Source organism: Comamonas kerstersii (assembly GCF_008801935.1).
Taxonomy (GTDB): Bacteria; Pseudomonadota; Gammaproteobacteria; order Burkholderiales; family Burkholderiaceae_C; genus Comamonas; species Comamonas kerstersii.
Genome location: NZ_VZOT01000003.1, coordinates 143,949 through 169,125, shown reverse-complemented (window position 1 = coordinate 169,125; position 25,177 = coordinate 143,949). Strand labels below are relative to the sequence as shown.

Below are 25,177 nucleotides of genomic sequence, written 5' to 3'. Positions count from 1 at the left end.
TTCAGGCACCAGGTCGGATGAGGCGGTCCACGGTTTCGCAAAGCTCGTCCACATCATTGGGCTTGTAGATCAGTGCGAGCGCACCGGCAGCAATGGCCTGCGCCTCAATTTCAGTTGTGATGTAGCCAGAAGCCAGTGCAACAGGCAGGTCGGAGCGAATGGTCTTGGTATCCCGCACCAGATCTACGCCGCAGTAGCCCGGCATGTTGTAGTCAGTGACGACCAGGTCGTACGCAAAAGGATCTTTGCGCAGGGCTTCTGTGGCTTCTCTGGGATCCAGAAAGCCAGTGACCTGATAGCCCCGGCGGCGCAGCAATCGCTGAACCAGCGACACGAGCGCCTGGTCATCATCCACATACATGACATGCTTGCGCAGGTCTGGCTCTGCGGCTGCCTGTATTGCTGGCACAGCGCATACCGACTGTTTGCTGGCATGCGCGCTGGTCGTACGTTTGGATGTGCTGTCCTGGGCTGATACTGGAAAGTACAGCGTAAATGTGCTGCCCTGCCCCAGTCGGCTGTTGACATCAACGGCACCGCCATGGGTGCGCATGACACCGTGCACTACAGCAAGGCCCAAGCCCGTGCCCTGGCCCACGGGCTTGGTGGTGAAGAAGGGCTCAAAAATGCGCTGCAATGTTTCAGGTGCTATGCCCGGGCCGTTGTCTCGCACGGAGATGACGATGTAGTCGCCCAGTGGCAGACCAAGGCGGTCGCACAGGCGTTGCTCCGACAGGCTCAGGCTGGCTTGCAGCTGAATCAGTCCACGGTTTTCACCCAGTGCATGCACGGCATTGGTGGCCAGATTGAAGATGGCCTGTTCCACCTGGGTGGGGTCTGCCAGCATGCAAGGGAGGTCAGGTGTAGCGTCGACCTGCAGCTCAATCGCTGGAGGCAGGGTCACACGCAACAGCCGCTCTGTGTCTCGCATGACTTCGCTGGCATCTATAGGGTAGCGCTTGGGAGGTTCATTGCGGCTGAAGGTCAGAATCTGACGCACCAGATCACGGGCACGGCGGCCGGCCTTTTCAATTTCCAGCAGACTTTCCAGTGCCTGCGGGTTGTGGCCGCAATCGGCCTTGGCCAGCTCGACGTTACCGAGAATGGCACCAACGATGTTGTTGAAGTCGTGGGCAATGCCGCCAGCCATGGTGCCCAGCGCCTGCATCTTGTGGGATTCGCGCAGCTGCAGCTCTAGCTCGTTGCGCTGCGCCTCGGCACGCTTGTGGCTGGTCAGGTCGCGGGCAAAGACCGTGATGATCTCGCCATCAGGCAGACGGTCAAAGGACAGGCTCACTTCCACAGGCACACTGTTGCCTGTGGCAGTCAATGCAGACATTTCTCCGAGTGTGACCTGGGTGGTCAGCGGCGCCAGATCCAGCGCATGCATGGCCTCGGGAAGAAAGCGATCCAGTTTGCTGCCCAGGGCATCGGTAGCCGGGCAAAGGAACAAGGTGGCAGCTGACGGGTTGAACACCGTAATGCGGTGGTCCTGGTCTACACAGATGATGGCGTCCAGTGACGAGTTGATGACGGACTCAAGCCGGCGCTCACTGGCATGCAGCTGTTCATTGCGATGCAGCAGCTGCTGGCGCTCGGCCAGCAAAGGGCTCTGGTCCACCAGAGCGCACATGAACTGCGCGATCGAAGGGCCATCGCGCTGCGGAATCTGGATGCAGGCGATGTGCAGATCGCCCTGAATCTGTTTGCCATTGCCTAAAGTGAAGATGACGGCATGCGCTTCACTGCTGCCCTCGAGCCGCGCTGCTTCAAAGGCCTGGGTGACGCGGCCTACATCTGTAGGGCAGACATAGGGCATGAAGGACACCAGCAGCCTGTCATGGCCCTCGGCCTGGAAGGCATTGTGTGCCATGGCATTGGCCTGGATGACCATGTCATGCTTATCGAGCACCAGCAGCGGCAAAGGTACGCTGGAGAATAGTGCTTCAAAACGCTCAGAGGCACTTTCTGCCACGGCCTGGCTGTAGTCCAGCACCTTGTTCTGGATTTCCAGCTCGTTCTGGTAATTGCGCAGCTCAGCAATCAGTGCAGCAACGGGATCGTCATCAGGCAGTCTGTCTGGGATGTCGAAGTCAGGCAGACCATCCAGCGACAGCCTCTCCAGGTCAGAGGTGTCGCCGGATTGCGAGGAGGGGTCTTCGCGATTGATGAGAAAGGAGAGGTCTGGGCGGCTCATAGGAAACAGCGCAAGGCCGGAGCAAGGGCGCAGTGTAAGCGCTTGACCTTCAAGGCCACAAAAGGGACTCGTAAGCTTGTGGGCTCAACTCAGGTAAGCATCGGGCATCGGGCAGGTACAAAGGAGGTTGCGGTCTCCATGCACATTGTCAATGCGTGCCACAGGGGGCCAGTATTTGTGGGCCAGCTGGCTTTGCGCAGCGGCCTCTGCGCGGCTGTAGGGGTGTAGCCAGTGCTCGCGCAGCAGTTGTGCGGCAGTGTGCGGGGCATTTTTCAGCGGATTGTCCTCACGCGGCCATGCACCGCTTTCAATGCGCCTGATTTCTTCACGGATGGCAATCATGGCGTCGATGAAACGGTCCAGCTCTTGCAGGGGTTCACTTTCTGTAGGCTCCACCATCAGGGTGCCCGGCACCGGGAAGGAGAGTGTGGGGGCATGGAAACCGTAGTCGATCAGGCGCTTGGCCACGTCTTCCGCTGTCACACCACTGCTGTCCTTGAGAGGGCGCAGGTCCAGAATGCATTCATGGGCGACCAGTCCATCGGGGCCGGTGTAGAGCGTGGAATAGTGTGCCTTCAGGCGGGTGCTGATGTAGTTGGCATTCAGAATGGCAGCCTCTGTGGCGTGGCGCAGGCCAGCTGCACCCATCATGCGGATGTACATCCAGCTGATGGGCAGCACGCTGGCATTGCCATAGGGGGCAGCCGATACCGCCCCCACCGTTGCGGGCCGTCCAGCCGTGGCATGGCCAGGTAGGAAGGGTGCCAGATCCTGCACCACGCAGACAGGGCCCACGCCCGGTCCGCCGCCGCCGTGTGGAATGCAAAACGTCTTGTGCAGATTGAGGTGACTGACATCACCGCCAAAAGCGCCAGGGGCAGCAAGGCCGACCAGGGCGTTCATATTGGCACCATCTACATACACGCGGCCACCGTGCTGGTGCACGACTTCGCACAGTGCACGAATGCTGTCTTCAAACACACCGTGCGTGCTTGGGTAGGTCACCATGATGCAGGCCAGTTCGTGGCTGTGCGCTTCGCACTTGGCCTGCAGGTCTGCCATGTCGATATTGCCATGGGCATCGCAGGCAACGACCACCACACGCATGCCGCACATCTGCGCGCTGGCAGGGTTGGTGCCATGGGCGCTGGCGGGTATCAGACAGACCGTACGCTGGCTGTCACCACGGGCTGCATGCCAGGCACGGATGGCGAGCAGGCCAGCATATTCGCCCTGTGAGCCCGCATTGGGCTGCAAACTCACGTCCGCATAGCCTGTGATGCTGCACAGCCACTGGCGCAATTGCTGGTCGAGCAGGGCATAGCCTTGCTGCTGGTCCGCAGGTGCAAAGGGGTGAATGTGCGCAAATTCCGGCCAGGTGATGGGAAGCATCTCGCTGGTGGCATTGAGCTTCATGGTGCAGGAGCCGAGCGGAATCATGCAGCGATCCAGCGCCAGGTCTTTGTCGGCCAGACTGCGGATGTAGCGCAGCATGGCTGTCTCGCTGCGGTAGCGGTGAAAGACCGGATGGTTCAGATAGGTGCTGCTGCGCTGCAAAGACGCAGGAATGCGCGCAGCGGTGTGGGTGTCAACAGCCGGTGCAGATGGGCTGCCGAAGAGGCGCAGCAGCAGCGCCACATCGGCGGCAGTGCTGGTCTCGTCCAGCGAAATGCCGAGTTCAGATTCAGAGACTTTTCGCAGGTTAACGCCCGTCAATACTGCGCGAGTAGCTATATTTAATGCATGACCGGGGACCGAAATGGTGATGGTGTCGAAGGCCGTGTCATGCACCAGGCGATGACCCAGTGCCTCCAGCCCCAGTGCCAGAGCAGCGGTCAGACTGGCAATGCGCTGGGCCATGGCACGCAGGCCGTCCGGGCCATGGTAGACCGCGTACATGCTGGCGACCACGGCAGGCAGCACCTGGGCGGTGCAGATGTTGGAAGTGGCTTTTTCGCGGCGGATGTGCTGCTCACGGGTCTGCAGTGCCAGTCGCAAAGCAGGTGCACCTTCTGCATCCAGGCTGACGCCCACCAGCCGTCCGGGCAGTGAGCGCTTGTAGGTATCCTGACAGGCCATGAAGGCTGCATGCGGGCCTCCTGCGCCCATGGGCATGCCAAAGCGCTGGCTGCTGCCCACCACAATGTCTGCCCCCCATTCGCCGGGCGGTGTGAGCAGGGTCAGTGCCAGCAGATCGGCAGCCACTACCAGCAGGGCTTGCTGTGCATGGCACAAGCTGGCCGCTTCCTGCCAGTCATGGATGGCGCCTGTACTGCTGGGGTATTGCACCAGCGCCCCAAAGTGCGGCGTTTGCAGTGCGGTGAAAAATGCCTCATGGGTGTCTGGGACGCAGATCTGCCAGCCCATGGGGGCGGCGCGGGTGCGCAGCACTTCCAGCGTTTGAGGGTGAACGTCAGGATGCACCACGAACACGGTGCTCTGGCTGCGGGCGCTGCGCTGGGCCAGAGCCATGGCTTCGGCTGCGGCGGTGGCTTCGTCCAGCATGGACGCATTGGCAATGGGCATGGCAGTGAGGTCACACACCATGGTCTGAAAGTTCAGCAAGGCTTCCAGACGGCCTTGCGAAATTTCTGCCTGATACGGGGTGTAGGCCGTGTACCAGGCCGGATTCTCCAGAATGTTGCGCTGAATGACGCCTGGCGTGTGCGTGCCGTAATAGCCCTGGCCGATAAAGCTCTTGAGGATGCGGTTGCGACAGGCAATGGATTTGAGTTCCTGCAGCGCTTCGGCCTCAGTGGCAGCTGGCGGCAAGTCCATGGGGTGTTGCAGGGCGATGCTGGCGGGGACGACGGCCTGCATCAGCGCGTGGCGTGATGATTGGCCAATGACTTGAAGCATATGTGCTTCATCGGCTGCAGCTGGGCCGATGTGTCGTGCGGCAAAGTCGGTGTGCGTGTCCCATTGTGACAAGGGGGCTTGCAGTCGCTGATTCATCATCCAACCTCCATAAGCCAAATGCATTGGCAGCGCAGCAGGCAGTGCCGCAGGCTGCTATCCAAAACGCGAGAGAACCGGGGATGAAAAAAAACGCACCAGCCGGGGCAAGGTGCGTTTTGAAGGGTTTTAGCTGTTGGCTGCGAAGTCGCCGTAAGCAGTTTCGTCCATCAGACCATCCAGCTGGCTGGGGTCACTGAGTTTCACTTTGAAGAACCAACCGGTGTTCAGCGGGTCGGTATTGGCCAGTGCGGGGTCATTACGCAGTGCTTCGTTGACTTCCACAATCTCACCGGAAACAGGCATGTAGACGTCAGCAGCAGCCTTGACCGATTCGACCACACCTGCGACTTCGCCCTGGTTGAAGGTGGCGCCCACAGCGGGCAGATCCACAAAGACTACATCGCCCAGGGCATCCTGTGCATGCACGGTGATGCCAACCACTGCGGCCTCAGGATTGGCGGCGTTGATCCATTCGTGTTCTTTGGAAAATTTGATGCTCATGACGGCTCACTCCGGTATGCAATAACTATGAGTCCAGCACATGCACAGCGCATGTACGGAATGAATGACACTGTAGCGGTTTCTGCATGGGTCTACGGACGACGGGAAACATCTGCCATTGCGCAGGCCTAGCCTTTGCGGTAGCGCGGCGCTACAAAGGGCAGGGGAACCACTTCCATGGTTACGGGCTTGCCACGCACCATGGCATGGATGCGGGTGCCAAATGCGGTATAGGCCGGAGGCAGATAGCCCATGGCGACAGGGCGATCCAGGCTGGGTGCCATGGAGCCGCTGGTGACAACGCCAATTGCCTCACCATCAGGGATATGCAGGGCAGTACTGTCGCGCACAGGTACACGTTCCATGGCATGCAGGCCTACGCGGATCTTGTCGAGAGGGATGTCGCCTGCGAGTTGTGGCAGCACCACATCTGCGCCGATGAAGCCGCCTTCGCGCAATCCCCCCGTGCGGCGTGCTTTGGGAATGCTCCAGGCCAGACCTGCCTGCGAGGGTGTGGTGCTGCTGTCCATGTCTGCGCCATAGAGGCACAGCCCTGCTTCCAGCCGCAGCGTATTACGCGCGCCCAGTCCGGCAGGCAGCACCTGTGGCTGTGCCAGCGCCCAGCGTGCAAAGGCTTCCATATGGGATGCCGGCAAAGCGATTTCAAACCCATCTTCGCCGGTATAGCCACTGCGCGTGAGGTAGCCCACAGCCCCCTGAAAGCGCAAGGGTGCGCCTTGCATGAAGCTGAGTGTGCTGGCGGCTGGATGGATGGCCTGCAGAACAGCAGCGGCCTGTGGTCCTTGCAGGGCCACCAGTGCCATGTCAGGCAGCATCTGAATATGGCAGGAATGGCCAATGTGCTTTTGCAGCCAGGCCAAGTCCTCATGCTTGCGGCTGGCGTTGACGATAAGCAGATAGTCATCACCACGGTTGATGAGCATCAGATCGTCCAGAATTCCGCCGTTTTCATTGAGCAGCAGGGCATAGCGCTGGCGATGGGGGGCAAGGCCGAGCACATCAATGGGCAGTACCTGCTCCAGCGCAGTGGCGGCTTGTGGGCCGCTGACGCTGATTTGCCCCATGTGCGAGACATCAAACAGACTGACCTGCTCGCGGGTATGGCGGTGCTCTGCTATCAGGCCCTGGGGATATTGCACAGGCATGTCGTAGCCTGCGAACTGCACCATGCGGGCTCCCAGCGCCAGGTGCAAAGCATGCAGGGGCGTGGTACGAACTTCGGCAGGGGAAGGGGAAACACTGCTCATAAGCTTGTCATCCTCTGTTCTGGTGTGTCGAGTCATTCTAGGCGGGCGATCGCTTCTCGCTGCTGAATGTTGTGTGAAAGCTATCCAGCCCCACGCTTGGCAGCCAAGGCCGCGCATCTATGATGCGTGTCTTTGTGTTCAGAGGCATGCGTGTGCATGCAGCTCTGGTTTGGATCCATTCACCATGCTCTCTCACTCATTGAAGTGGACGACCCTGATGGGCGTCCTAGGTGCAGCGTTGCTGACTTCTGGCTGCTCATATGTCAAAGGTTTCTATGGCGGTAAAGTGCAGACGCAGACCGCAACGACGGCGGCGACTGTGCTTTATGCGCCTGAACGTCACTATGCCGCAGACATCAGCGCCGCGCGTGCCTATGTGAGTGCGCAGCTGCCTGCTTCGCAGCGCATGGCTTTGCTGGATGTGCGCGATGCCACGGAATATCGCATGGGCCATCCGGAAGGGGCCTTCCATGTGCCTTATCCACGCATTTACCGTCAGTGCCAGCCTCACCCCAGTGGTGCAGAGCAAGCCCAGATCCGGTCGGACGATGGCAGCGAATGCCGCTATGGCGTGGTGCCGGGCAGTGAAGTGCGCATGAGTGCAGCGGATTTCTGGCAGGCCGTGGTGGATGTGCTGCCCTATAAGGATGCGCCTATTGCAGTGCTGTGCCGTAATGCCGCATGTGCCGCAGAGGCCGCCAACCTGCTGGCGCGGCCTGATCTGTCTGTAGACCCCAAGCTTGCAGGGCAGGGCTATCGGTCGGTCTATGTCATCAAGGAGGGCTTTGTGGGGGCGCCCATGGTGGCCACAGATGTGCAGACAGGACGTGTGCTGAGCACAGAGAAAAAAGCGCAGGCCTTCAAGCAGTCGAGCGGCAAAACCCAGTTGTATGCGCAGCCATCTGTGCCTGTAGACGCAGACAATGACGGAAAAATCACGCAGGCGGACTGGAGCGGCTGGCGCAATTTTCTGGGCTTGCCCTATGTCATGAGCCTGCAGCCCAGTTTGCTCAGTGAGGCTGCTCAGCCCTATTACGAAAAACCTTGAGGAAGCTGAACTGTGGCAAGTGTGTTGGTGAGCTGCAACAGGGCACTTACTTACGCACCGTTCCTACATCGGCGCTACGTTCAGCAACGAATGATGCAGGGCAGTGCCTTGTCAAAGTAGTGAGCAGATACTGACTGGCTGTTGTGTGTGAGCGACATTTCAGTCATTTCTGAAATATCTGGGATTGACTTTTGACTTAAGGCAAACGGCACTGTGCATCGCGGTGATGCAATGGCTGTACGGGGGATGTCCCCGGGTTCACTAACTGAATACCCATTATGAAAAAGACTCTGCTGGCTGTAGCCGCTCTGTGTGCGTTGACTTCCGGTGCTGCAATGGCGCAGCAGCAAGATGGCAAGTGGCAAATCCGTGCACGTGCTGTGAATATCGATTTCCACAATGGTGGCGCTGCGCATGCTCAGGGTGTGAGCGTCAAGGACAAGACCATTCCTGAAGTCGATATCACTTACTTCTTCACACCTAATATCGCTGCAGAACTGATTCTGACCTACCCACAGAAGCTGGATGTGAAAGCGGGTGATGCCAAGATCGGTAGGCTGAAGGCTTTGCCTCCTACGCTGACAGCCCAATATCACTTCACCAACTTTGGCGCTTTCAAGCCTTATGTGGGCGCTGGTATTAACTACACCCGTTTCTCTGGCCAAAAGGACACAGCAGGTATTGGCTGGAAAGTGAAAAACCACAGTTGGGGCGGTGCTCTGCAGGTTGGTTTCGACTATGCGCTGGATAAGAACTGGTCGCTCAACTTTGACGTGAAGAAGGTCTACATGGACACCAAGGTGACAGCTGGAAATGGTGCTGTTGACATGGGCAAACTCAAGCTGAACCCCGTACTGATCGGCGTTGGCGTTGGCTACCGCTTCTAAGCAGGCATCCTCCAAGGGGCTTTCAAACCGCTGTGCTGTATGGCACAGCGGTTTTTTTTGCCTGTGGAGAATAAAAAAACCGTCCACATTGGTGGACGGTTTTTGTGGATGCCGTGGCTGGTGATCAGACTTTATCCAGCGCCTGCTCCAGATCAGCCAGCAAATCGTCGATGTGCTCAATGCCGATGGATAGGCGCACCATGCCTTCGGTGACGCCAGCCTTGGCCAGCTCTGCGGCGTCGAGCTGGCGGTGGGTGGTGGAGGCAGGGTGGGTGGCCAGCGATTTGGCATCGCCGATGTTGACCAGGCGTGTGAACAGCTGCAGTGCATCCAGGAAGCGGGCACCGGCAGCGCGCGCATCCTCGGCCTTGAGGCTGAAGGACAGAATGCCCGAAGCGCGGCCCTGAGACTGTTTTTGCACGATGGCATGGTCGGGGTGGTCTTTCAGACCAGCGTAGCGCACCCATTCCACCTTGGGATGGCGTTGCAGGGTTTCAGCAATCTTCTGGGCGTTGTCGCAGATGCGGTCCATGCGCAGCGCCAGGGTTTCAATGCCTTGCAGAATCTGGAAGGCATTCTGGGGCGAGATGGCCGCACCCATATTGCGCAGCGGCACCACGCGGGCGCGGCCGATGTAGGCTGCCTCGCCCAGGGCTTCGGTATAGACCACGCCGTGGTAGCTGACGTCGGGTTCGTTCAGGCGCTTGAAGCGCTCCTTGTGCGCTGCCCAGGGGAATTTGCCGCTGTCCACAATCGCGCCGCCGACGCTGGTGCCGTGGCCGCCCAGGTATTTGGTGAGCGAGTGCACGACGATGTCAGCACCAAATTCGATAGGGCGTAGCAGGTAGGGCGAGGGCACGGTGTTGTCCACAATCAGTGGCACACCGTGGGCGTGCGCCACATCGGCCAGCGCGCGGATGTCGGTCACATTGCCCAGCGGGTTGCCGATGGACTCAATAAACACCGCCTTGGTCTTGGCATCGATGAGCTTGCCAAAGCTGGCTGGATCGCGCGGATCGGCAAAGCGCACCTCAATGCCCTGCTGCGGGAACGTATGGGCAAACAGGTTGTAGGTGCCGCCGTAGAGCGTGCTGGCGGAGATGATGTTGTCGCCGGCCTCTGCAATGGTCTGGATGGCGTAGGTGGTGGCGGCCATGCCCGATGCCACGGCCAGCGCCGCAATACCGCCTTCCAGCGCTGCGACGCGCTTTTCCAGCACATCGGTCGTAGGGTTCATGATGCGGGTGTAGATATTGCCCTGCACTTTGAGGTCAAACAGATCCGCGCCGTGCTGGGCGCTGTCAAAGGCATAGGCCACCGTCTGGTAGATAGGAACGGCGACGGCTTTGGTGGTGGGATCAGGGCTGTATCCAGCGTGCACGGCCAGTGTTTCGATGCGCATGTTTGTCTCCTGCTGTGGTTGATAGCGTCGCAATAATTGTGAAAAAGAAAGCGGACGCTGCCAACCAAGCAAAAGCTATGTGCTTATGCCTGCTTGATGTAGTGCAAAACTGATAGCTTTTTAGGCAGTATCAGTCTGTGCTGGAAACGTGTTGCATGCTTTGTTGCTTGGGCGATGGCTGCATGGCTGAAGTTGCCGCTGTGCCTGGAGCATGGCGGGGGCGTCTGGGGCGGCTTGGGGCAGGGGCAGCCTGTGTGCTTTCCCAGGCGGGCAAAGCGGCATAGACCATGGCGGGGGCATGCGCGTCATTGGCGGCGTAGCGAATCTGTGCCGGGCTGAGCTGGCGCAGCGCCCAGTTGCTGGTCGATTGCTTCTTGGACTTGTGAAAGCTCTGACCCAGCACCAGCGCCACGGCAGCGCGGACCCCGGTGGAGGAGCCGTAGCCATAGCGCTTGAAGACACGGTCCAGGTCGAGCACATTCACCAAGGGAACGCTCAGCCGATGCGGCAGGGTGGATTTGTCATTGTCCAGGCCAAAGCCCACTTTGATGATGTCTGGGTGCGCCATGACTGCTTGTGCTAGCGCCAGGGCTTCGGTGTGGTGCAGCTGAAGAATCCATGCCGCCTCAGGCGTTGCCAGCTGCACGATGTGGGGGCCGGTGTCGACCTGCCCGGGCCGGAAAAGGGGCTTGCTTTCGGTATCAAACCCCAGTGCCTGCTGTGCCAGCAGTACGGCGCGGGCCTCGGCGAATGCCTGGGGTGTCTGTGGAATATGAATGGCGCTGTCGGGCAGTGCGTTGTAGGGAGGAAGCAGCTGGCTTTCTTCTTTGGAGGGGGGCTTGATGCGGGGCATGGTGCAGGAGTGTGCCTGAACTGTTGCCCTCAGGGCGGCGCAGCGCAAAGTACCAAGAGGGGCGCCGGTGGCAGGCATGACCATGCCCCAGACAGGGGCAGTGCGATCCTCTTTATAGTGCGCCAGCAATTTCGCCAACAGGGAGGGCCAGCTTGTCCATCATGGGTGACGCCTGACCCTCGCAACGATGTGGCGCCGTGTGGCGCGTGCTTAACACCATGGATTTCCGTAAAGCTTGGAAGCCTGCGGTCGCTCCGGCGACGCGCCAGGACGTGTGGCGTGTCGGTCTGGGCGGCATGCTGGGGCTGGCGCTGGCGTCGTTGCTGGTCTGGGGGTGCCAGCAGCTGGGGATACCAGCCGGGCTGAACCTGTTCGCACCGCTGGGTGCCAGTGCCGTGCTGCTGTTTGCCGTGCACACGAGCCCGCTGGCACAGCCCTGGTCCTGCGTGGTGGGCAACACTGTGGCCGGATTGTGGACCTGGCTGGTGGTCAGTTGTGTGCCGCTGGACTGGGCGCCGGCGCTGGCTGTGGGCGGCGCCATCATGGTGATGCAGCTCACCCGCTCGCTGCACCCGCCCGGAGGCGCCGTGGCGCTGCTGTGGGCACTCGATGCGCAGCACGGCACCGTCCATGGCTGGACCTATGCCCTCTGGCCGATTGGTGTGCTGACGCTGTGCCTGGTACTGGTGGCCATCGTGTACCACCGTGTCTGTGGCAAGCGCTATCCACTGCAGCCCGTGGCGATGTCCACGGCGGGCATGCAGCAGCTGCCGACCAAGGCGCTGTCCGAAGCTGACCTGCAGGCGCTGCTGTCGCGCTTTGACCAGAGCAACAACCTGACGGCGCAGGAGCTGCAGCAGCTGGTGCTGGCTGCGGAGGAGCAGGCCATCGCACGGCGCTTTGGCAGCGTGCATTGCGGGCAGCTGATGACCACGGCCATGTGGACGTGCTCGCCCCTGGAGTCGTTGGACAGCCTGGCGGCGAAGTTTCAGCAACATCCCATCAAAAGCCTGCCCGTCGTGGGCGTGCAGGGCGAGCTGCTTGGCGTGGTGGCGCGCAGTGCGCTGCTCGACTGGCTGTGGCAGCAGCGCGGGAACGTGGCGCAACGCCGCCAGCAGCGTGTCTGGCGCCTGTGGGGCAAGAAACCTGCACAGCCCACGGCCTGTGCCGCGGATCTGATGGCCGATGCGCCACTGTGCGTGCAGGACAGCACCCCCGTGTCGCAGCTGCTGGCCGTGCTGGCCGAGCATGCCGTGCCCTTTGTTGCGGTGCTGCGCCAAGGGAGGCTGGTGGGGCTGATCACGCGCACGGACATCATGCGGCTGTTGCTGCACTAGCGAGAGCACCTTCCCTTCCTACAATGGCGCCTGCTTGTGCGAGCCCAACCGGGCTCGCCTTCCGGGACACCTTGTATGCGCTTGCTCGTTTCGATTTCTGACTTCTTCCGTGACAACTACCCGTCCTCAGAACGACTGGGGGTGCCGGTTGCGCGCTGGCGGCAGAGCATTTACCGCACGGTGTTTGAGACGAACACCGAGATGGGCAAGCGCTTTGAGCGCAGGTTGACGCTGGCTATCATCCTGAGCCTGTGCGTGGTGATTGCGCACAGCATTCCCTCGGTGGTCAGCCACCGTCCGCTGTACTACCTGCTGCGTGCGCTGGAGTGGGTGTTTACGCTGGGCTTTACGGCAGAGTATGTGCTGCGGCTGATTTCAGTGCGCCATCCCTTGCGCTATGCGCTGAGCTTTTATGGGCTGGTAGACCTGCTGGCCATTGTGCCCACCTATCTGAGCATCTTTTTCCCCGACGCGCACCTGCTGGTGGCGGTGCGGGCGTTGCGGCTGGTGCGCACCTTTCACGTCTTCCCGATTTTTCGCAGCTTTCTCAACGAGTACCTGATGCTTGGACAGGCGCTGCGGGCCAGTGCGCGCAAGATTTTTGTGTTTCTGAGTGTGGTGGCGCTGATCGTCTATGTCATGGGCACGCTCATGTACTTGCTGGAAGGCCCGGAGCACGGCTTTACCAGCGTGCCCATCGGCATTTACTGGGCGATTTCGACCGTGACCACCGTGGGCTATGGGGACGTAACCCCTGCCACTCCGCTGGGGCGTATCTTCGGCTCCACCATGATGCTGCTGGGCTGGGGCGTGCTGGCTGTACCAACGGGTATTGTGGGGGCGGAACTGTCACGCAATGTGGGCACCAAGGCCGCGCTCAAAGGCGTGTCATGCGATACCTGCGGGCTGGAGCGCCATGAGGAAGATGCGCGCTACTGCCGCCGCTGTGGCACGCGGCTGGTCTTGCCGGGGGCGCAGCGTGTCAAACCGCAGGCGCCTGCAGCAGAGCACAGCAGCCAGGTCCAGTGAGGGTGGTGCCCCTTGAGGGAACGAATGTGGCCTTGTGTTGCACGTAGCAAGTGGCGTTCATGGCAAGATCAGCGCTTTGTTGGATCCATCGGCGAGGTAAAACACATGAAGCAGCGGTTGTGGCAGGCAATGGGAGCAGTGGCAGCGGTGCTGGCACTGGCAGGGTGCGCCAGCGCAGACAAAAAAGGCGGCACGGAGGCCGTGGTACAGGTCAATGTGGATAACGCCCGGCGTGTGACAGACATTGGCTTTGCCCCGCAGGCAGTGGAGTGTGGCCTGGTGGCGCATTGCCCTACGCTGGGCGTGCAGTGGAGCAGTGAAACGCCCAACCGTGCCATCTTGCTGGTTGGTACACGCGGTGGCAAGGCCAAGGTGGAGTCGCTGGAGTTCAATGCCCGTCCCCATGCGCCGCTGCGCGTGCGCTCTCTGGCCAAGCAGGGCTCAGATCTGCCCGGTGTGACAGCCTTTGTGGTGCCCATGGACACCATCGAGCGCGTGGCCTTTGGCAAGGATGCATGGGTGCGCCTGTATACCGATGACGGCGTGATTGAGGAGCTGATGCACAACGGTGAGCGCAGCAGCCGCGCTTCTGATGCTTTCAAGCGTTTGGTCTACGAAGCCTACAAGGGCACAGACAAGGAAGCGCCACAAGGCCTGTTGCAGATGTTCGGTGGCGACAAGCCCTACACCCCGAACTACGATAAATAAGTAGCGCCTTGCGCTGATCTACAAAGGCTTTGCAAGTGTTTTATCTTGCAAAGCCTTGTTGTTTCAGCGCTAGCAGCTTTTCTTTTGAGAGCGGCAGCGTACGCTACCAGGAGGCTGCGGCATGGTTTAGCGCTGCTTTGCACGCGGCAAGGACTGAAATCAGGCATCATTGCGGGTTTACGCCTAGCTTGCCGACGTTATAACCAAAGCATCTTATTACTTGAATATTGATTCTTTGGGGTTTGATATTTCGGCGCGTTACATTCCAACATCTTCTATATCTAGAGCACGTCGCCAGTTTTGTGCGCTACGTGCGGTAGCGAATCACATGATCGAGATTCGGGATCTGTCCCTGACTTACCAAGGCCCCAAGGGGCCGGTCGAAGCGCTCAAGCACATCAACCTGCGTGTTGAAAAGGGCGAAATCTTCGGCATTATTGGTCGCTCCGGTGCGGGCAAAAGCTCGCTGGTGCGCTGCATCAACTTGCTCAATCGCCCCACATCCGGCCAGATGATGGTGGATGGCAGCGACCTGATGCAGCTCAGCGATGCACAGCTGCGCGCTGCCCGCCATCAAATTGGCATGGTGTTCCAGCACTTCAATCTGCTGTCTTCGCGCACCGTCTATGACAACGCCGCGCTGCCACTGGAGCTGGCCGGCATGTCCAAGGCCGAAATCAAAAAGCGCATTGACCCGCTGCTGGAGCTGGTGGGCCTGTCGCATCTGGCCGATCGCTACCCCGCGCAGATCTCTGGCGGCCAGAAGCAGCGTGTGGGCATTGCCCGTGCACTGGCTTCCAACCCCAAGGTGCTGCTCAGTGACGAGGCCACTTCGGCGCTGGACCCTGAAACCACCCGTTCCATTCTGGATTTGCTGCGCAAGGTCAACCGTGAGCTGGGCGTGACCGTGGTCTTGATTACGCACCAGATGCAGGTGATCAAGCAGATTGCGGACCGTGTGGCCGTGATCGACGCTGGTGAAATTGCAGAAATGGGCCCGGTGATCGATGTGTTCACCAAGCCCCAGAAGGACATCACCAAGAGCCTGATCGACGAAATCGTGCCCCAGGAACTGCCCGAGAGCGTGGGCAACCGTGTGCGTGCACTGGCTGCCAAGCTGCCTGCGGGGCAGACGGGCAAGTTGCTGCGCCTGTCGTACGCGGGTGAAAGTGCCTATGAGCCTATCCTGTCGCACCTGATTCGTGAGCTGGGGCTGGATCTGTCCATCCTGCACGGTCAGATTGACGAGATTCAGGAGCAGACCTTTGGCTCACTGGCGGTCTATGCCAGTGGCGAAGCCGCCAAGATTGAAGCAGCTATCACGCACCTGCAGCAGACTGGCGTGATCGTGCAAGTGGTGGAAGTAAAGGCTTAAGCGATGTTTGAGAATTTTTCTGAAATGATGATTCAGCTGTTCATCGACTCCTTCTGGGAGACGGTGATCATGGTGGGCGTCTCCGGCGTAATTGGTGCGCTGATCGGCATTCCCATGGGTGTGTTCCTGCGTCTGACGGACAAGGGCGGCGTGCTGGAAAACGCACCGCTGAACAATTCCGTGGGCTGGGTGGTCAATGCCGTGCGCTCCACGCCTTTCATCATCTTGCTGGTGGCCATTATTCCGCTCACGCGATTTATTACAGGCTCCTCCATCGGCACCTGGGCGGCTGTGGTGCCTCTGACCATTGCGGCTGCGCCCTTTATTGCGCGTCTGGTGGAAACCTCGCTGCGTGAAGTGGACAACGGCCTGATCGAAGCTGCCCAGTCCATGGGCGCGACGACCAGCCAGATCGTCTGGAAGGTGCTGCTGCCCGAAGCCATGCCCGGCATCATTGCGGGCCTGACCATCAGCCTGGTGAGCCTGACGGGTTACTCGGCCATGGCAGGTGCCATCGGTGGCGGTGGCCTGGGGGACCTGGGCATCCGCTACGGCTACCAGCGTTTCCTGCCCGACATCATGCTCGCTGTGGTGATCATTCTGATCTTCTTTGTGCAGGCTATTCAAAGCCTGGGTGACTGGGTCGTCCGCCGTATTAGCCACAAATAAATCTGAGGTGCTGTAGCGCAGGCATATCCCTGCCTGCAGGCACTGCGCAACTGAAAATGCCGTTCACTGCAATTGAGTGAGCGGCATTTTTTATGCGTGCTGTCTGTGCAGAGGCGAGGAGCATGCCACTGCGTGGAGCCGTGTCTGAATGGGCGAGTTTGAACGCTGTGTTGTGCTGCGTTCTGTAGCGATTGCTGCTGTACGCGAGTGCACGTGGAGAGCAGCAGAGTGCGGAACCACCCAATCGCGCTGGCCGGAGGTTACTGCAACAAAAAACGCCTGTACACAAGTAGCGCGTACAGGCGTTGGCGATTCAAGCTGCTGTGTGCACGTACTAGCGTGCTACACAGCAGGGAAGACAAGCTCAGTCTTCGTCGTGTTCGTTGTGCTGGTATTGAGGCGCAGGCTTTTTGAAGCCCTTGGTCATCCATGCCAGATACACAATGCCAACGGCAGCCCAGGCAATGCCGGCCTTGAGCGATGTGTCTTCCACTTCCAGCCACAGCGCGCCAATGGAGATAAAGCCCAGCAGAGGAACGATGAAGTAGTTCAGGATGTCCTTGGCATTCTTCAGACGGCCATCACGGAAGCCGTAGCTGCAGATCACGGACAGGTTCACAAAGCTGAACGCAGTCAGTGCGCCGAAGGAAATCAGTGCTACCACGAACTCCAGGCTCAGGAAACCAGCGGTCAGACAGATCACGCCAGCCAGCCAGATGTTGTAGGCAGGGGTGAAGTTCTTGGGGCTGATATAGCCAAAGAACTTCTTGGGCAGCACGCCGTCACGGCCCATCACATACATCAGGCGCGAAACACCTGCGTGTGCAGAGATGCCCGAAGCCATCACGGTGACGATGGCAAAGCTCAGCACCACAGACTGGAAGAAGGCGCCGCCCACCAGTAGCAGAATTTCAGGCTGGGTTTCATCGACCAGCTCGAAGTACTGCTCGGGATTGCCCGGGAAGTACAGCTGCATGAAGTAGGTGGAGATGATGAAGATGATGCCGGAGATCAGTGCGGTCAGGAAAATCGCACGTGGCAGGGTCTTTTTCGTGTCCTTGGTCTCTTCAGCCAGCGAGCTCAGCGAGTCAAAGCCGGTGAACGAGAAGCACAAGATGGTGGCGCCTGTGATCAAGGCAGCGATTTCTGTATTAGCGCTCCAGAAGGGAGAGAGGCTCCACAGGCCATCGGCAGCACTTTGTTCGGCAATCTTGCCCAGTGCGTTTTCACCCGCCAGCAGCTTGCTGTAGATGATCCAGGTGAAGATGCCAATGATCAGTACCTGCAGCAGCACGATCAGGCTGTTGAAGTTCGCCACAAAGCGTACGCCACGCAGGTTGATGCCAACCATCAGCAGCGACAGCGCGACAATCCAGACCCAGTGGTTGACGTCAGGGAACAGCGCTGTGAGGTAGATGTTCGCCAGCAGGATGTTGACCATGGGGGACAACAGATAGTCCAGCAGCGAGGACCAGCCCACCATAAACCCGGCGTTGGGGTGGATGGACTTTTGCACATAGGTGTAAGCGGAGCCCGATGACGGGTGCTTGCGAATCATGTGGCCGTAGCTGATCGATGTCAGCAGCACGGCGATCAATGCAATCAGATAAGACGTAGGTACGTGCTGCACACTGTCTCTGGAGACCATGCCGAACGTATCTAACAGCGTCATGGGCTGGATATAGGCCAGGCCGATGATGATGACTTGCCAGAGGACAAGTGTCTTTTGGAGCTTTGCTACTCCGTGAGTGTCACGATGGGTGGTCAATTTCTCTACCTCTTGGGGGGTATCAGGGGATGAAGATTTCTGGTGGTTTGGCCTTGGGGCGATCGGGCAGCTGCGTCAGGTACAGCGCTTGATTGGTAAAAATGTGTTTACTGTCGTCAGGCATAAATCTGGCCTTCGAGGGCCTGTTTTCTGATGGAATGCAATTGCGTGCGAACACAAGGCTGCGCACACGCACCAATTGCGTTCTACGACGTAAAAGACCCCGCTACACATGCATGTGCATAGCGGGGCCTGAAAGTCGTTGTCGCACGTGCCTGCAAGTCCCGGTGGAGAGCCCTTGCGCTGGCGCGCGCGATTGGGGCGGGATTCTACACACCTGCTCCCTGCCTTGCAGGACAAATGTGCAGGCAGCTGAAACTGGCTAGGGCTATGCCGGGAATCTGCAAAGTTTGCACACACTGATGCAGCATGTGGCAGCTTGACGGGCAGGCAACGCAGGCGTGCGAAAAAAAGCCCACGGTACTCACCGTGGGCATCAAGCCACATCTACGAACCGGATGAGGCAGTGCGGGATGCACTGCCTGTGCATGCACACGAGGTGATCAGTGGAACTGTTCTTCTTCGGTGGAGCCAGCGAGCGCCTTCACGGAGGAAGTGCCGCCCTGGATGACCGTGGTCACTTCGTCGAAGTAACCAGCGCCCACTTCCTGCTGGTGCGACACGAAGGTATAGCCTTGCTCGCGGGCAGCGAATTCGGGCTCCTGCACCATTTCCACGTAGTGCTTCATGCCTTCGCCGCGAGCATATGCATGGGCGAACTTGAAGGTGTTGAACCAGTTGACGTGAATGCCCGCCAGGGTGATGAACTGGAACTTGTAGCCCAGCGCGGACAGTTCTTCCTGGAACTTGGCAATGGTCTTGTCGTCCAGATTCTTCTTCCAGTTGAAGGAGGGCGAGCAGTTGTAGCTCAGCAGCTTGCCGGGGCAGGCAGCGTGCACGGCCTGGGCGAACTCACGGGCAAAGCCCAGGTCAGGTGTGCCGGTTTCGCACCACACCAGGTCAGCGTAGGGGGCGTAGGCAACGCCACGGCTGATGGCCTGCTCCAGACCGTTCTTGACACGGTAGAAACCTTCCTGGGTACGCTCGCCAGTCAGGAATGGCTTGTCATTGGCATCGTGGTCCGAAGTGATCAGGTTGGCCGCTTCTGCATCGGTACGGGCCAGCACGATGGTGGACACACCCATCACGTCCGCTGCAAAGCGGGCCGCGATCAGCTTTTCGATGGCTTCCTGGGTAGGCACCAGCACCTTGCCGCCCATGTGGCCACACTTCTTCACGGCTGCCAGCTGGTCTTCAAAGTGCACGCCCGAAGCGCCTGCGGCGATCATGTTCTTCATCAGCTCGAAAGCATTGAGCACGCCGCCGAAACCGGCTTCTGCGTCAGCCACGATGGGCAGGAAGTAGTCGATGAACTCCGCATCACCAGGGTTGATGCCACGGCTCCACTGGATTTCATCAGCACGCTTGAAGGTGTTGTTGATGCGGCGCACCATGGTAGGCACCGAGTCGTAGGCGTACAGCGACTGGTCGGGGTACATGGTCTCGGAGGTGTTGCCATCTGCAGCGACTTGCCAGCCCGACAGGTACACGGCTTCCAGACCTGCCTTTGCCTGCTGCATGGCCTGGCCTGCAGTGATGGCACCGAAGGCGTTCACATAGCCCTTCTTGGCAGTGCCATTGATTTTTTCCCACAGCTTTTCAGCACCGCGCTTGGCCAGGGTGTAATCAGGCTGCAGGCTGCCACGCAGACGGACCACATCGGCGGCAGAGTAGCCGCGCTTTACGCCCTTCCAGCGAGGGTTCTGGGCCCAGTCTTTTTCCAGGGCGGCGATCTGCTGTTCACGGCTCAGTTGGTGGTTCAGGGATTCAGGCATTTCAGTCTCCAATCAAAGGCAAGCAAAAGTGAAAAACTTGTCTGCCGTTTTGTGTGCGGCTTGGAGATAAATTTAAGTCTTATAGAAGACTTGAGCAATATCTTATGTCTTATACAAGACTAAATATTTTTCATTTAAAAATCAATGCTTTACGAGTAAATTTCTCAATGTGAATTGAGATGCTTCAGTCTGAAATGAATTTTCAGGCGATGGTGTGACATGTTTTTCACTTGGTGAAAAGTGCTTTGTATGCAATGAAAAATCCGTGTCTGCTCGTTCATAAACAGATGCGCTGACACGAAAAGCGCAAAAAAAGCCCCGGGCGGTAGCGCCATGGGGCTTGTCTGCAGGGACAAGATGGTTTTATGCCTGATGGATGGCGGTGCTTGAGAGCACGATGCCGTCTTCATCGGCGTAGAGCCAGTCGCCGGGTGCAACGCGCGCACCGGCAATGTCCAGCACCACGTTCTGCTGGCCTTGGCCGCGTTTTTCGGTGGGCATGGGCATCAGGCCCAGTGCTGCAATGCCAACCTTGGCTTCGCGCAGTTCGGCGGCATCGCGCACGCAGCCGTGCACCACAATGCCTGCCCAGCCATTGCGCTCGGCGGCAGCTGCCAGATTGCCGCCCACCAGCGCCCTGCGCACAGAGCCGCCGCCGTCCACCACCAGCACCCGGCCCTGGCCGGGGGTGTCCAGCAGCTGTTTGACCAGGCTGTTGTCTTCAAAGCATTTCACCGTCACGACACTGCCTGCAAATTGCGGCAGACCACCAAAGTGTCCGAACAGTGGGGGCAGTACGCGAAAGGCTCCGCTGTCGTCGTGTTTGTGCGCATCGCACAGATCGCAGGTCTGGAAAACAATGCTCATTGGTACTCCTTCATGCATGTTGTGATGGGCTGCTTGGCGCGGCATGCTCGCACTGAAATTCGCGTTTTGCCAAGGAATCTGACAGTTTTTTAAGCTTTCGGGGGTTCCTCGCAACAAATGGAAGAAAAAAAATGGTTCTACCGCTTGGAAAGGCATTTTTTTCCCATTAGCATTTGGCAGAGCCAGAGTTAGCGCGCCGCGTGGCGTAGAACTCTTATGCTCTCTGGCATAACTTCACCCAATAAGGAAAGCAAACATGGCAACTGCAAAGAAGGCAACTGCTGCAGCCGCAGCACCCGCGAAAAAGCGCACTCCTAACGCAGCCTTCATGAAGCCCCTCACACCTAGCGCCGCTCTGGCTGCTGTGGTGGGTTCGGAACCCCTGCCTCGCACAGAAATCATCAGCAAGCTGTGGGTTTACATCAAAGCGAACAATCTGCAGGATGCTGCCAACAAGCGCATGATCAATGCGGACGCCAAGCTCAAGGAAGTGTTTGGCAAGCCCCAAGTGTCCATGTTTGAAATGGCTGGCCTGATCGGCAAGCACGTCAAGTAATTCACGGATGCTTCACATCAAGCCGGCCTTAGCGCCGGCTTTTTTGTTTGCAGGACAATCTGGCCTTTGCACATTGGGTGATCTTCTCGGGCATGCCTCAGTACATTCTTTTTCACAAGCCCTATGGCGTCCTTTCCCAGTTCACGCCGGAGGATGGCGCACGCTCGCTGGCAGAGTTTGATCTGCCTAAGGGGGTGTACCCTGCCGGACGTCTGGACAAGGACTCTGAAGGCCTGCTGCTGCTTACTGACGATGGCCCGCTGATTGAGCAGCTGCTCAACCCGCGCAACCAGAAACCCAAGACCTACTGGGCATTGGTCGAGCGCGTGCCTGATGAGGCGGCCCTGCAGTGCATGCGCGAGGGTCTGCGCATTGAGGACTACACCACCTTGCCGTGTGAAGTGCAGCTGCTGGAACCACAGCCCGAGGTGCCCCCGCGCGACCCGCCCGTGCGCGTGCGCAAGAGCGTGCAGGACGTGTGGCTGGAGATCACCGTGGTGGAGGGCAAGAACCGCCAGGTGCGCAAGATGACGGCGGCCATTGGCCATCCCACCTTGCGGCTGATACGCCGCAGCATTGCAAATTTGCAGCTGGACGATCTGCAGCCCGGCTGCTGGAAGTCGATTGCACGCGAGGACATTGCCTGGGGCGCGGCCAGCTCTGCAGGCACCACCCGCTCCGGTGTGCCTGTGCGCTATGGGCGCGCGGTAGCTGGAGAACCACGCAACAGCAAAGTGACTGCACCACGCCGCCCCGGGGCATGGTTCAACAAGAAGTCGTAAACTGTTGATCTCAAAAAGAAGAGCTGCCAGCGCTGATAAATAAAGGATTTCAAAATTATTTGATCTTGAAACCCTTATCAATCAAGCGCTGGCAGCTCTTTTTTATGGAGCGTGCAGCGAAGAGGCGGCGGCGTTTAGTTCGTCATCAGGCCGATGCCACGCTGCTGGTGCTGAAGGTCGGGCCTGTGGTGCCGGGCACCCAGCCGGGATAGGTTTCCATGATTTCGGCAAACAGGGCAGAGTCAATCCAGCGCTGCAGCCAGTCCTGCAGGTGCGGCCAGGGCCGCTCGGCCCACTGTGCTTCGTCAATGCGTGCGAACTGGCGCACAAAGGGTCGCAGTGCCATGTCGGCCAGGCTGGGGTTCATGCCAAACAGAAAGCCGGTGGCAGCCAGCTGCTCATTCAGCGCGCTCAGCCATGTGCTGGCGTCTTGCTGGGCCTGTGTCACTGCTTCTGCGCTGTAGCGCTCAGGGTATTTGCAGCGGTCCAGCGCCTGCTTGAAGAAGCCGTCATTGCGTGCAATCAGCGCCAGCATGTCTTGCATTGTGCCCTGGGTGGGTGTGAGCCAGCCATCGGGGTCATGTGCCTGCAGTGCGTGCAGCATGATGTCCAGACTCTGCTCAATCACCTTGCCATCCTGCAGCACCAGCACGGGCACCGTGCCCTTGGGGGATGCGGCCAGCAGCGCCTGCGGCTTGTTGCGCAGATTGATTTCACGCAGTTCGCAGGCCAGGCCAGCATGGGCCAGCGCAAGGCGCGCACGCATGGCATAGGGGCAGCGGCGGAAGGAATACAGAATGGGCAAAGCAGAGGCGTTCATGCAGTGGCGAGAAAAGTAAGAAGATTGTGCGCGGCAGCTGCGCCGCACATCAGCCTTGGAAATGTACGCGTTTCGCCGCAGGCCGGTGGTGTGGCCGGGCAAGTCGCACCTGGCTTTGTTACTTTGCGCAGCAGACCGGTTGACCGTCACACAGTCAGGCGATGCGCCCGAGGGCCTTGTGAAATGCAGGACAATGGCGCGCTGAGATGAATGGGGCGTTGTCAGCCCCGCAAACATGGAAAAACTATGACTGAAGCTACAGCACGCCCAGAACTGCCAGATCACCTGTCGATTGACCCCAGCAGCAAGTTTTTTGTCCGTGAAGTGTTTGAGCACGACATCGGCATCCGCTTCAATGGCAAGGAACGCAATGATGTGGAGGAATACTGCATCAGCGAAGGCTGGGTCAAGGTGCCCGCTGGCAAGACGCTGGACCGCAAGGGCCGTCCTCTGCTGATCAAGCTCAAGGGCCAGGTCGAAGCTTTCTACCGCTAAGACGCACGCCAAGCACGCGCTGCGCAAAGACAACGCCTTTCCAGGATTTTTGCAGTCCTGGAAAGGCGTTTTTTATGGGCGAGTCTGTGAAGCTTTCAGTGGAAGACGCCGACGGCCTCAACCAGTCGCTGCGTCTGGCTCTCCAGGCTCTGCGAAGCGGCCGCGCTTTGTTCTACCAGCGCTGCGTTTTGCTGGGTGATGGCATCCATCTGGCCGATGGACTGGCTGGCTTCCAGAATGCCGTCGCGCTGTTCACGCGTGGCGGCGCTGATTTCGGTGATCAGGGAGGAGACCTGCTGCACCTGCTGCACGATGGCTTCGATTTCTGTCTGGGTGTGGTTGACCAGTGCGGTGCCGTTTTGCACCTTGTCTACGCAGTTGTTGATCAGGTCCTTGATTTCCTTGGCGGCGGTGGCACTGCGCTGCGCCAGTGAGCGCACTTCCGAGGCCACCACGGCAAAGCCACGGCCCTGCTCACCAGCGCGAGCAGCTTCCACGGCTGCATTGAGCGCGAGGATGTTGGTCTGGAAGGCGATGGAGTCGATGGTGCCAATGATGTCGTTCATGCGGTTGGCACTGGTGGAAATTTCGCTCATCACGTCAGACACCTTGTGCATGGCCTGACCGCCCTGGCTGGCAGAAGACGAGGTCTGCTGCGCCAGGTTCGATGCCTGTACGGCGGTGTTGGCATTGTTTTCCACGGTGCTGGTCATTTGCTCCATGAAAGAGGCTGTCTGCTGCACGTTGGAAGCAGAGCGTTCCGTGCGTTCGCTCAGGTCCAGATTGCCCTTGGCGATTTCTTCCACGGCCGAGCGCACGCTCAGCACCTGCTGGCTCACATCATCAATCAGCCAGCGGAACATCAGGCCCAGCTGGCTGACGGCGCGCATGGTGATGCCGATTTCATCGACGCGGTCAATGGGCATGGCATCACGGTTGTTGCCGGTGGCGACGTCCAGTGCTTGCTTGCGCAGTTGTTCAATGGGGCGTGCAAACTGCGACTCCAGCATGCCGCAGCCCACAAGGAACAGCACTGTGAGCAGAGCCACCACGCTCAGTCCCGTGGTGCCTGTACCCACCAGTGCCAGGCTGCCTGCGCAGGCAATCAGCCACAGCGACAGCATGTTCAGACGCATGCGGGTGCGCAGGCCCATGAGCTTGCCCGCAGACAGAATCTTGCCCAGCCCAGTGCGAATCAGCACGCCCTTGTACAGGCGCACGCCCTTGGCCTGGCCGGCGCGCATGGCTGCGTACAGCTTGCTGACGGCATGAATTTCGTCCGACGAGGCCTTGGTACGCACGGACATATAGCCCATGGTCTGGCCGTTGCGGATGATGGGTACGGCATTGGCACGCACCCAGTAGTAGTCACCGTTCTGGCGGCGGTTTTTGACCAGGGCACTCCAGGGTTCACCGGACTTGAGTGTGGCCCACATGTCGGCGAATGCCTCTTTGGGCATGTCCGGGTGGCGCACGATGTTGTGCGGCTGGCTGCGCAGATCATCAATGCTGTAGCCACTGGCTTCCACAAAGGCAGCATTGGCATAGCTGATGTAGCTATTGGGGTCAGTGGTAGACATCAGCGTGGCGTTGTCGCTGATCAGGTGCTCGTGACTGGTCACCGGCTGGTTGTTGCGCATGCTGTTCTTACTCGTAGGTGTGGGGCGAAACCGCACGGCAAGCAGTGTCGTGGCGGTGCTGTCGGGCCAGTCCCCCGCATCAGGAGACTGGTTGCGCCTGTGAGGATATGTATCTGCGATTG

The 25,177-nt window shown here is 59.2% G+C and carries 21 protein-coding genes; 10 read left to right on the top strand and 11 right to left on the bottom strand.

Annotation, left to right across the window (positions count from 1 at the left end; all coding sequences use genetic code 11):
• Nucleotide 1: 1 nt before the first annotated feature.
• The 4 genes from F7P80_RS06050 to gcvT all read right to left on the bottom strand — a co-directional run bounded on the left by F7P80_RS06050 (nt 2) and on the right by gcvT (nt 6,924).
• Nucleotides 2-2,197, bottom strand: a complete 2,196-nt coding sequence (locus F7P80_RS06050) for a PAS domain-containing hybrid sensor histidine kinase/response regulator (protein WP_151043418.1) — start codon at nt 2,195-2,197, stop codon at nt 2-4.
• Nucleotides 2,198-2,281: 84 nt separating this feature from the next.
• Nucleotides 2,282-5,152, bottom strand: coding sequence for an aminomethyl-transferring glycine dehydrogenase (gene gcvP, locus F7P80_RS06045; protein WP_151043416.1), 2,871 nt, complete (start codon nt 5,150-5,152; stop codon nt 2,282-2,284).
• A 129-nt stretch (nt 5,153-5,281) separates the two neighbouring features.
• Complete coding sequence (gene gcvH, locus F7P80_RS06040; protein WP_054067212.1) at nt 5,282-5,656, bottom strand: glycine cleavage system protein GcvH; 375 nt, start codon at nt 5,654-5,656, stop codon at nt 5,282-5,284.
• Between the two features lie 128 nt (nt 5,657-5,784).
• The gene (gcvT, locus tag F7P80_RS06035; protein ID WP_151043414.1) at nt 5,785-6,924 is read right to left on the bottom strand and encodes a glycine cleavage system aminomethyltransferase GcvT; all 1,140 of its coding nucleotides are present in this window, start codon (nt 6,922-6,924) and stop codon (nt 5,785-5,787) included.
• A 184-nt stretch (nt 6,925-7,108) separates the two neighbouring features.
• On the opposite strand from gcvT, the gene F7P80_RS06030 reads away from it, so the two are divergent.
• Together F7P80_RS06030 and F7P80_RS06025 are read left to right on the top strand one after the other, a co-directional pair.
• Nucleotides 7,109-7,972 carry a rhodanese-like domain-containing protein gene (locus F7P80_RS06030; protein WP_170265349.1) on the top strand — a complete coding sequence of 288 codons (864 nt, stop codon included), beginning with the start codon at nt 7,109-7,111 and terminating at the stop codon, nt 7,970-7,972.
• Nucleotides 7,973-8,250: 278 nt separating this feature from the next.
• Nucleotides 8,251-8,859, top strand: a complete 609-nt coding sequence (locus tag F7P80_RS06025; protein WP_151043410.1) for an OmpW/AlkL family protein — start codon at nt 8,251-8,253, stop codon at nt 8,857-8,859.
• 124 nt (nt 8,860-8,983) lie between these two features.
• Here the strand turns inward: F7P80_RS06025 and F7P80_RS06020 are convergent, their stop codons facing one another.
• A complete protein-coding gene (locus F7P80_RS06020) occupies nt 8,984-10,261 on the bottom strand; it encodes an O-acetylhomoserine aminocarboxypropyltransferase/cysteine synthase family protein (protein ID WP_151043408.1) in 1,278 nt (425 codons plus the stop codon).
• 130 nt (nt 10,262-10,391) lie between these two features.
• The gene (locus F7P80_RS06015) at nt 10,392-11,114 is read right to left on the bottom strand and encodes a 3'-5' exonuclease (protein WP_058880231.1); all 723 of its coding nucleotides are present in this window, start codon (nt 11,112-11,114) and stop codon (nt 10,392-10,394) included.
• A 218-nt stretch (nt 11,115-11,332) separates the two neighbouring features.
• Between F7P80_RS06015 and F7P80_RS06010 the strand changes: the two genes are divergently transcribed.
• The 5 genes from F7P80_RS06010 (at nt 11,333) to F7P80_RS05990 (ending at nt 16,232) form a co-directional block, all read left to right on the top strand.
• Complete coding sequence (locus tag F7P80_RS06010; protein ID WP_077344634.1) at nt 11,333-12,451, top strand: HPP family protein; 1,119 nt, start codon at nt 11,333-11,335, stop codon at nt 12,449-12,451.
• Between the two features lie 75 nt (nt 12,452-12,526).
• Complete coding sequence (locus F7P80_RS06005) at nt 12,527-13,480, top strand: ion transporter (protein WP_151043406.1); 954 nt, start codon at nt 12,527-12,529, stop codon at nt 13,478-13,480.
• Nucleotides 13,481-13,585: 105 nt separating this feature from the next.
• A complete protein-coding gene (locus F7P80_RS06000; protein ID WP_054067220.1) occupies nt 13,586-14,188 on the top strand; it encodes a hypothetical protein in 603 nt (200 codons plus the stop codon).
• A gap of 328 nt (nt 14,189-14,516) precedes the next feature.
• The gene (locus F7P80_RS05995) at nt 14,517-15,563 is read left to right on the top strand and encodes a methionine ABC transporter ATP-binding protein (RefSeq protein WP_151043404.1); all 1,047 of its coding nucleotides are present in this window, start codon (nt 14,517-14,519) and stop codon (nt 15,561-15,563) included.
• A gap of 3 nt (nt 15,564-15,566) precedes the next feature.
• On the top strand, nt 15,567-16,232 hold the full coding sequence (locus F7P80_RS05990) for a methionine ABC transporter permease (RefSeq protein WP_054067222.1): 666 nt from the start codon (nt 15,567-15,569) through the stop codon (nt 16,230-16,232).
• Nucleotides 16,233-16,596: 364 nt separating this feature from the next.
• Here F7P80_RS05990 and F7P80_RS05985 read toward each other — a convergent pair whose 3' ends face one another.
• The 3 genes from F7P80_RS05985 to rraA all read right to left on the bottom strand — a co-directional run bounded on the left by F7P80_RS05985 (nt 16,597) and on the right by rraA (nt 20,762).
• A complete protein-coding gene (locus F7P80_RS05985; RefSeq protein ID WP_249041395.1) occupies nt 16,597-18,000 on the bottom strand; it encodes an APC family permease in 1,404 nt (467 codons plus the stop codon).
• 563 nt (nt 18,001-18,563) lie between these two features.
• Nucleotides 18,564-19,895: an isocitrate lyase gene (aceA, locus tag F7P80_RS05980; protein WP_151043402.1), complete on the bottom strand. Its 1,332-nt coding sequence runs from the start codon at nt 19,893-19,895 to the stop codon at nt 18,564-18,566.
• A 363-nt stretch (nt 19,896-20,258) separates the two neighbouring features.
• Nucleotides 20,259-20,762 (bottom strand): ribonuclease E activity regulator RraA, encoded by a 504-nt coding sequence (gene rraA / locus F7P80_RS05975; protein ID WP_058880212.1) that lies wholly within the window; start codon nt 20,760-20,762, stop codon nt 20,259-20,261.
• Between the two features lie 256 nt (nt 20,763-21,018).
• Between rraA and F7P80_RS05970 the strand changes: the two genes are divergently transcribed.
• Nucleotides 21,019-21,318 carry an SWIB/MDM2 domain-containing protein gene (locus tag F7P80_RS05970; RefSeq protein ID WP_054067226.1) on the top strand — a complete coding sequence of 100 codons (300 nt, stop codon included), beginning with the start codon at nt 21,019-21,021 and terminating at the stop codon, nt 21,316-21,318.
• Between the two features lie 47 nt (nt 21,319-21,365).
• Entirely contained in the window at nt 21,366-22,100 is a 735-nt protein-coding gene (locus tag F7P80_RS05965) for a pseudouridine synthase (protein WP_242603968.1), read from the top strand.
• 145 nt (nt 22,101-22,245) lie between these two features.
• Here the strand turns inward: F7P80_RS05965 and F7P80_RS05960 are convergent, their stop codons facing one another.
• The gene (locus tag F7P80_RS05960; RefSeq protein ID WP_151043400.1) at nt 22,246-22,920 is read right to left on the bottom strand and encodes a glutathione S-transferase; all 675 of its coding nucleotides are present in this window, start codon (nt 22,918-22,920) and stop codon (nt 22,246-22,248) included.
• Nucleotides 22,921-23,166: 246 nt separating this feature from the next.
• Between F7P80_RS05960 and F7P80_RS05955 the strand changes: the two genes are divergently transcribed.
• Nucleotides 23,167-23,415, top strand: coding sequence for a DUF3297 family protein (locus tag F7P80_RS05955; RefSeq protein ID WP_054067228.1), 249 nt, complete (start codon nt 23,167-23,169; stop codon nt 23,413-23,415).
• A gap of 95 nt (nt 23,416-23,510) precedes the next feature.
• On the opposite strand, the gene F7P80_RS05950 is transcribed toward F7P80_RS05955, so the two are convergent.
• Nucleotides 23,511-25,055, bottom strand: coding sequence for a methyl-accepting chemotaxis protein (locus F7P80_RS05950; protein WP_151043398.1), 1,545 nt, complete (start codon nt 25,053-25,055; stop codon nt 23,511-23,513).
• Nucleotides 25,056-25,177: the final 122 nt, after the last annotated feature.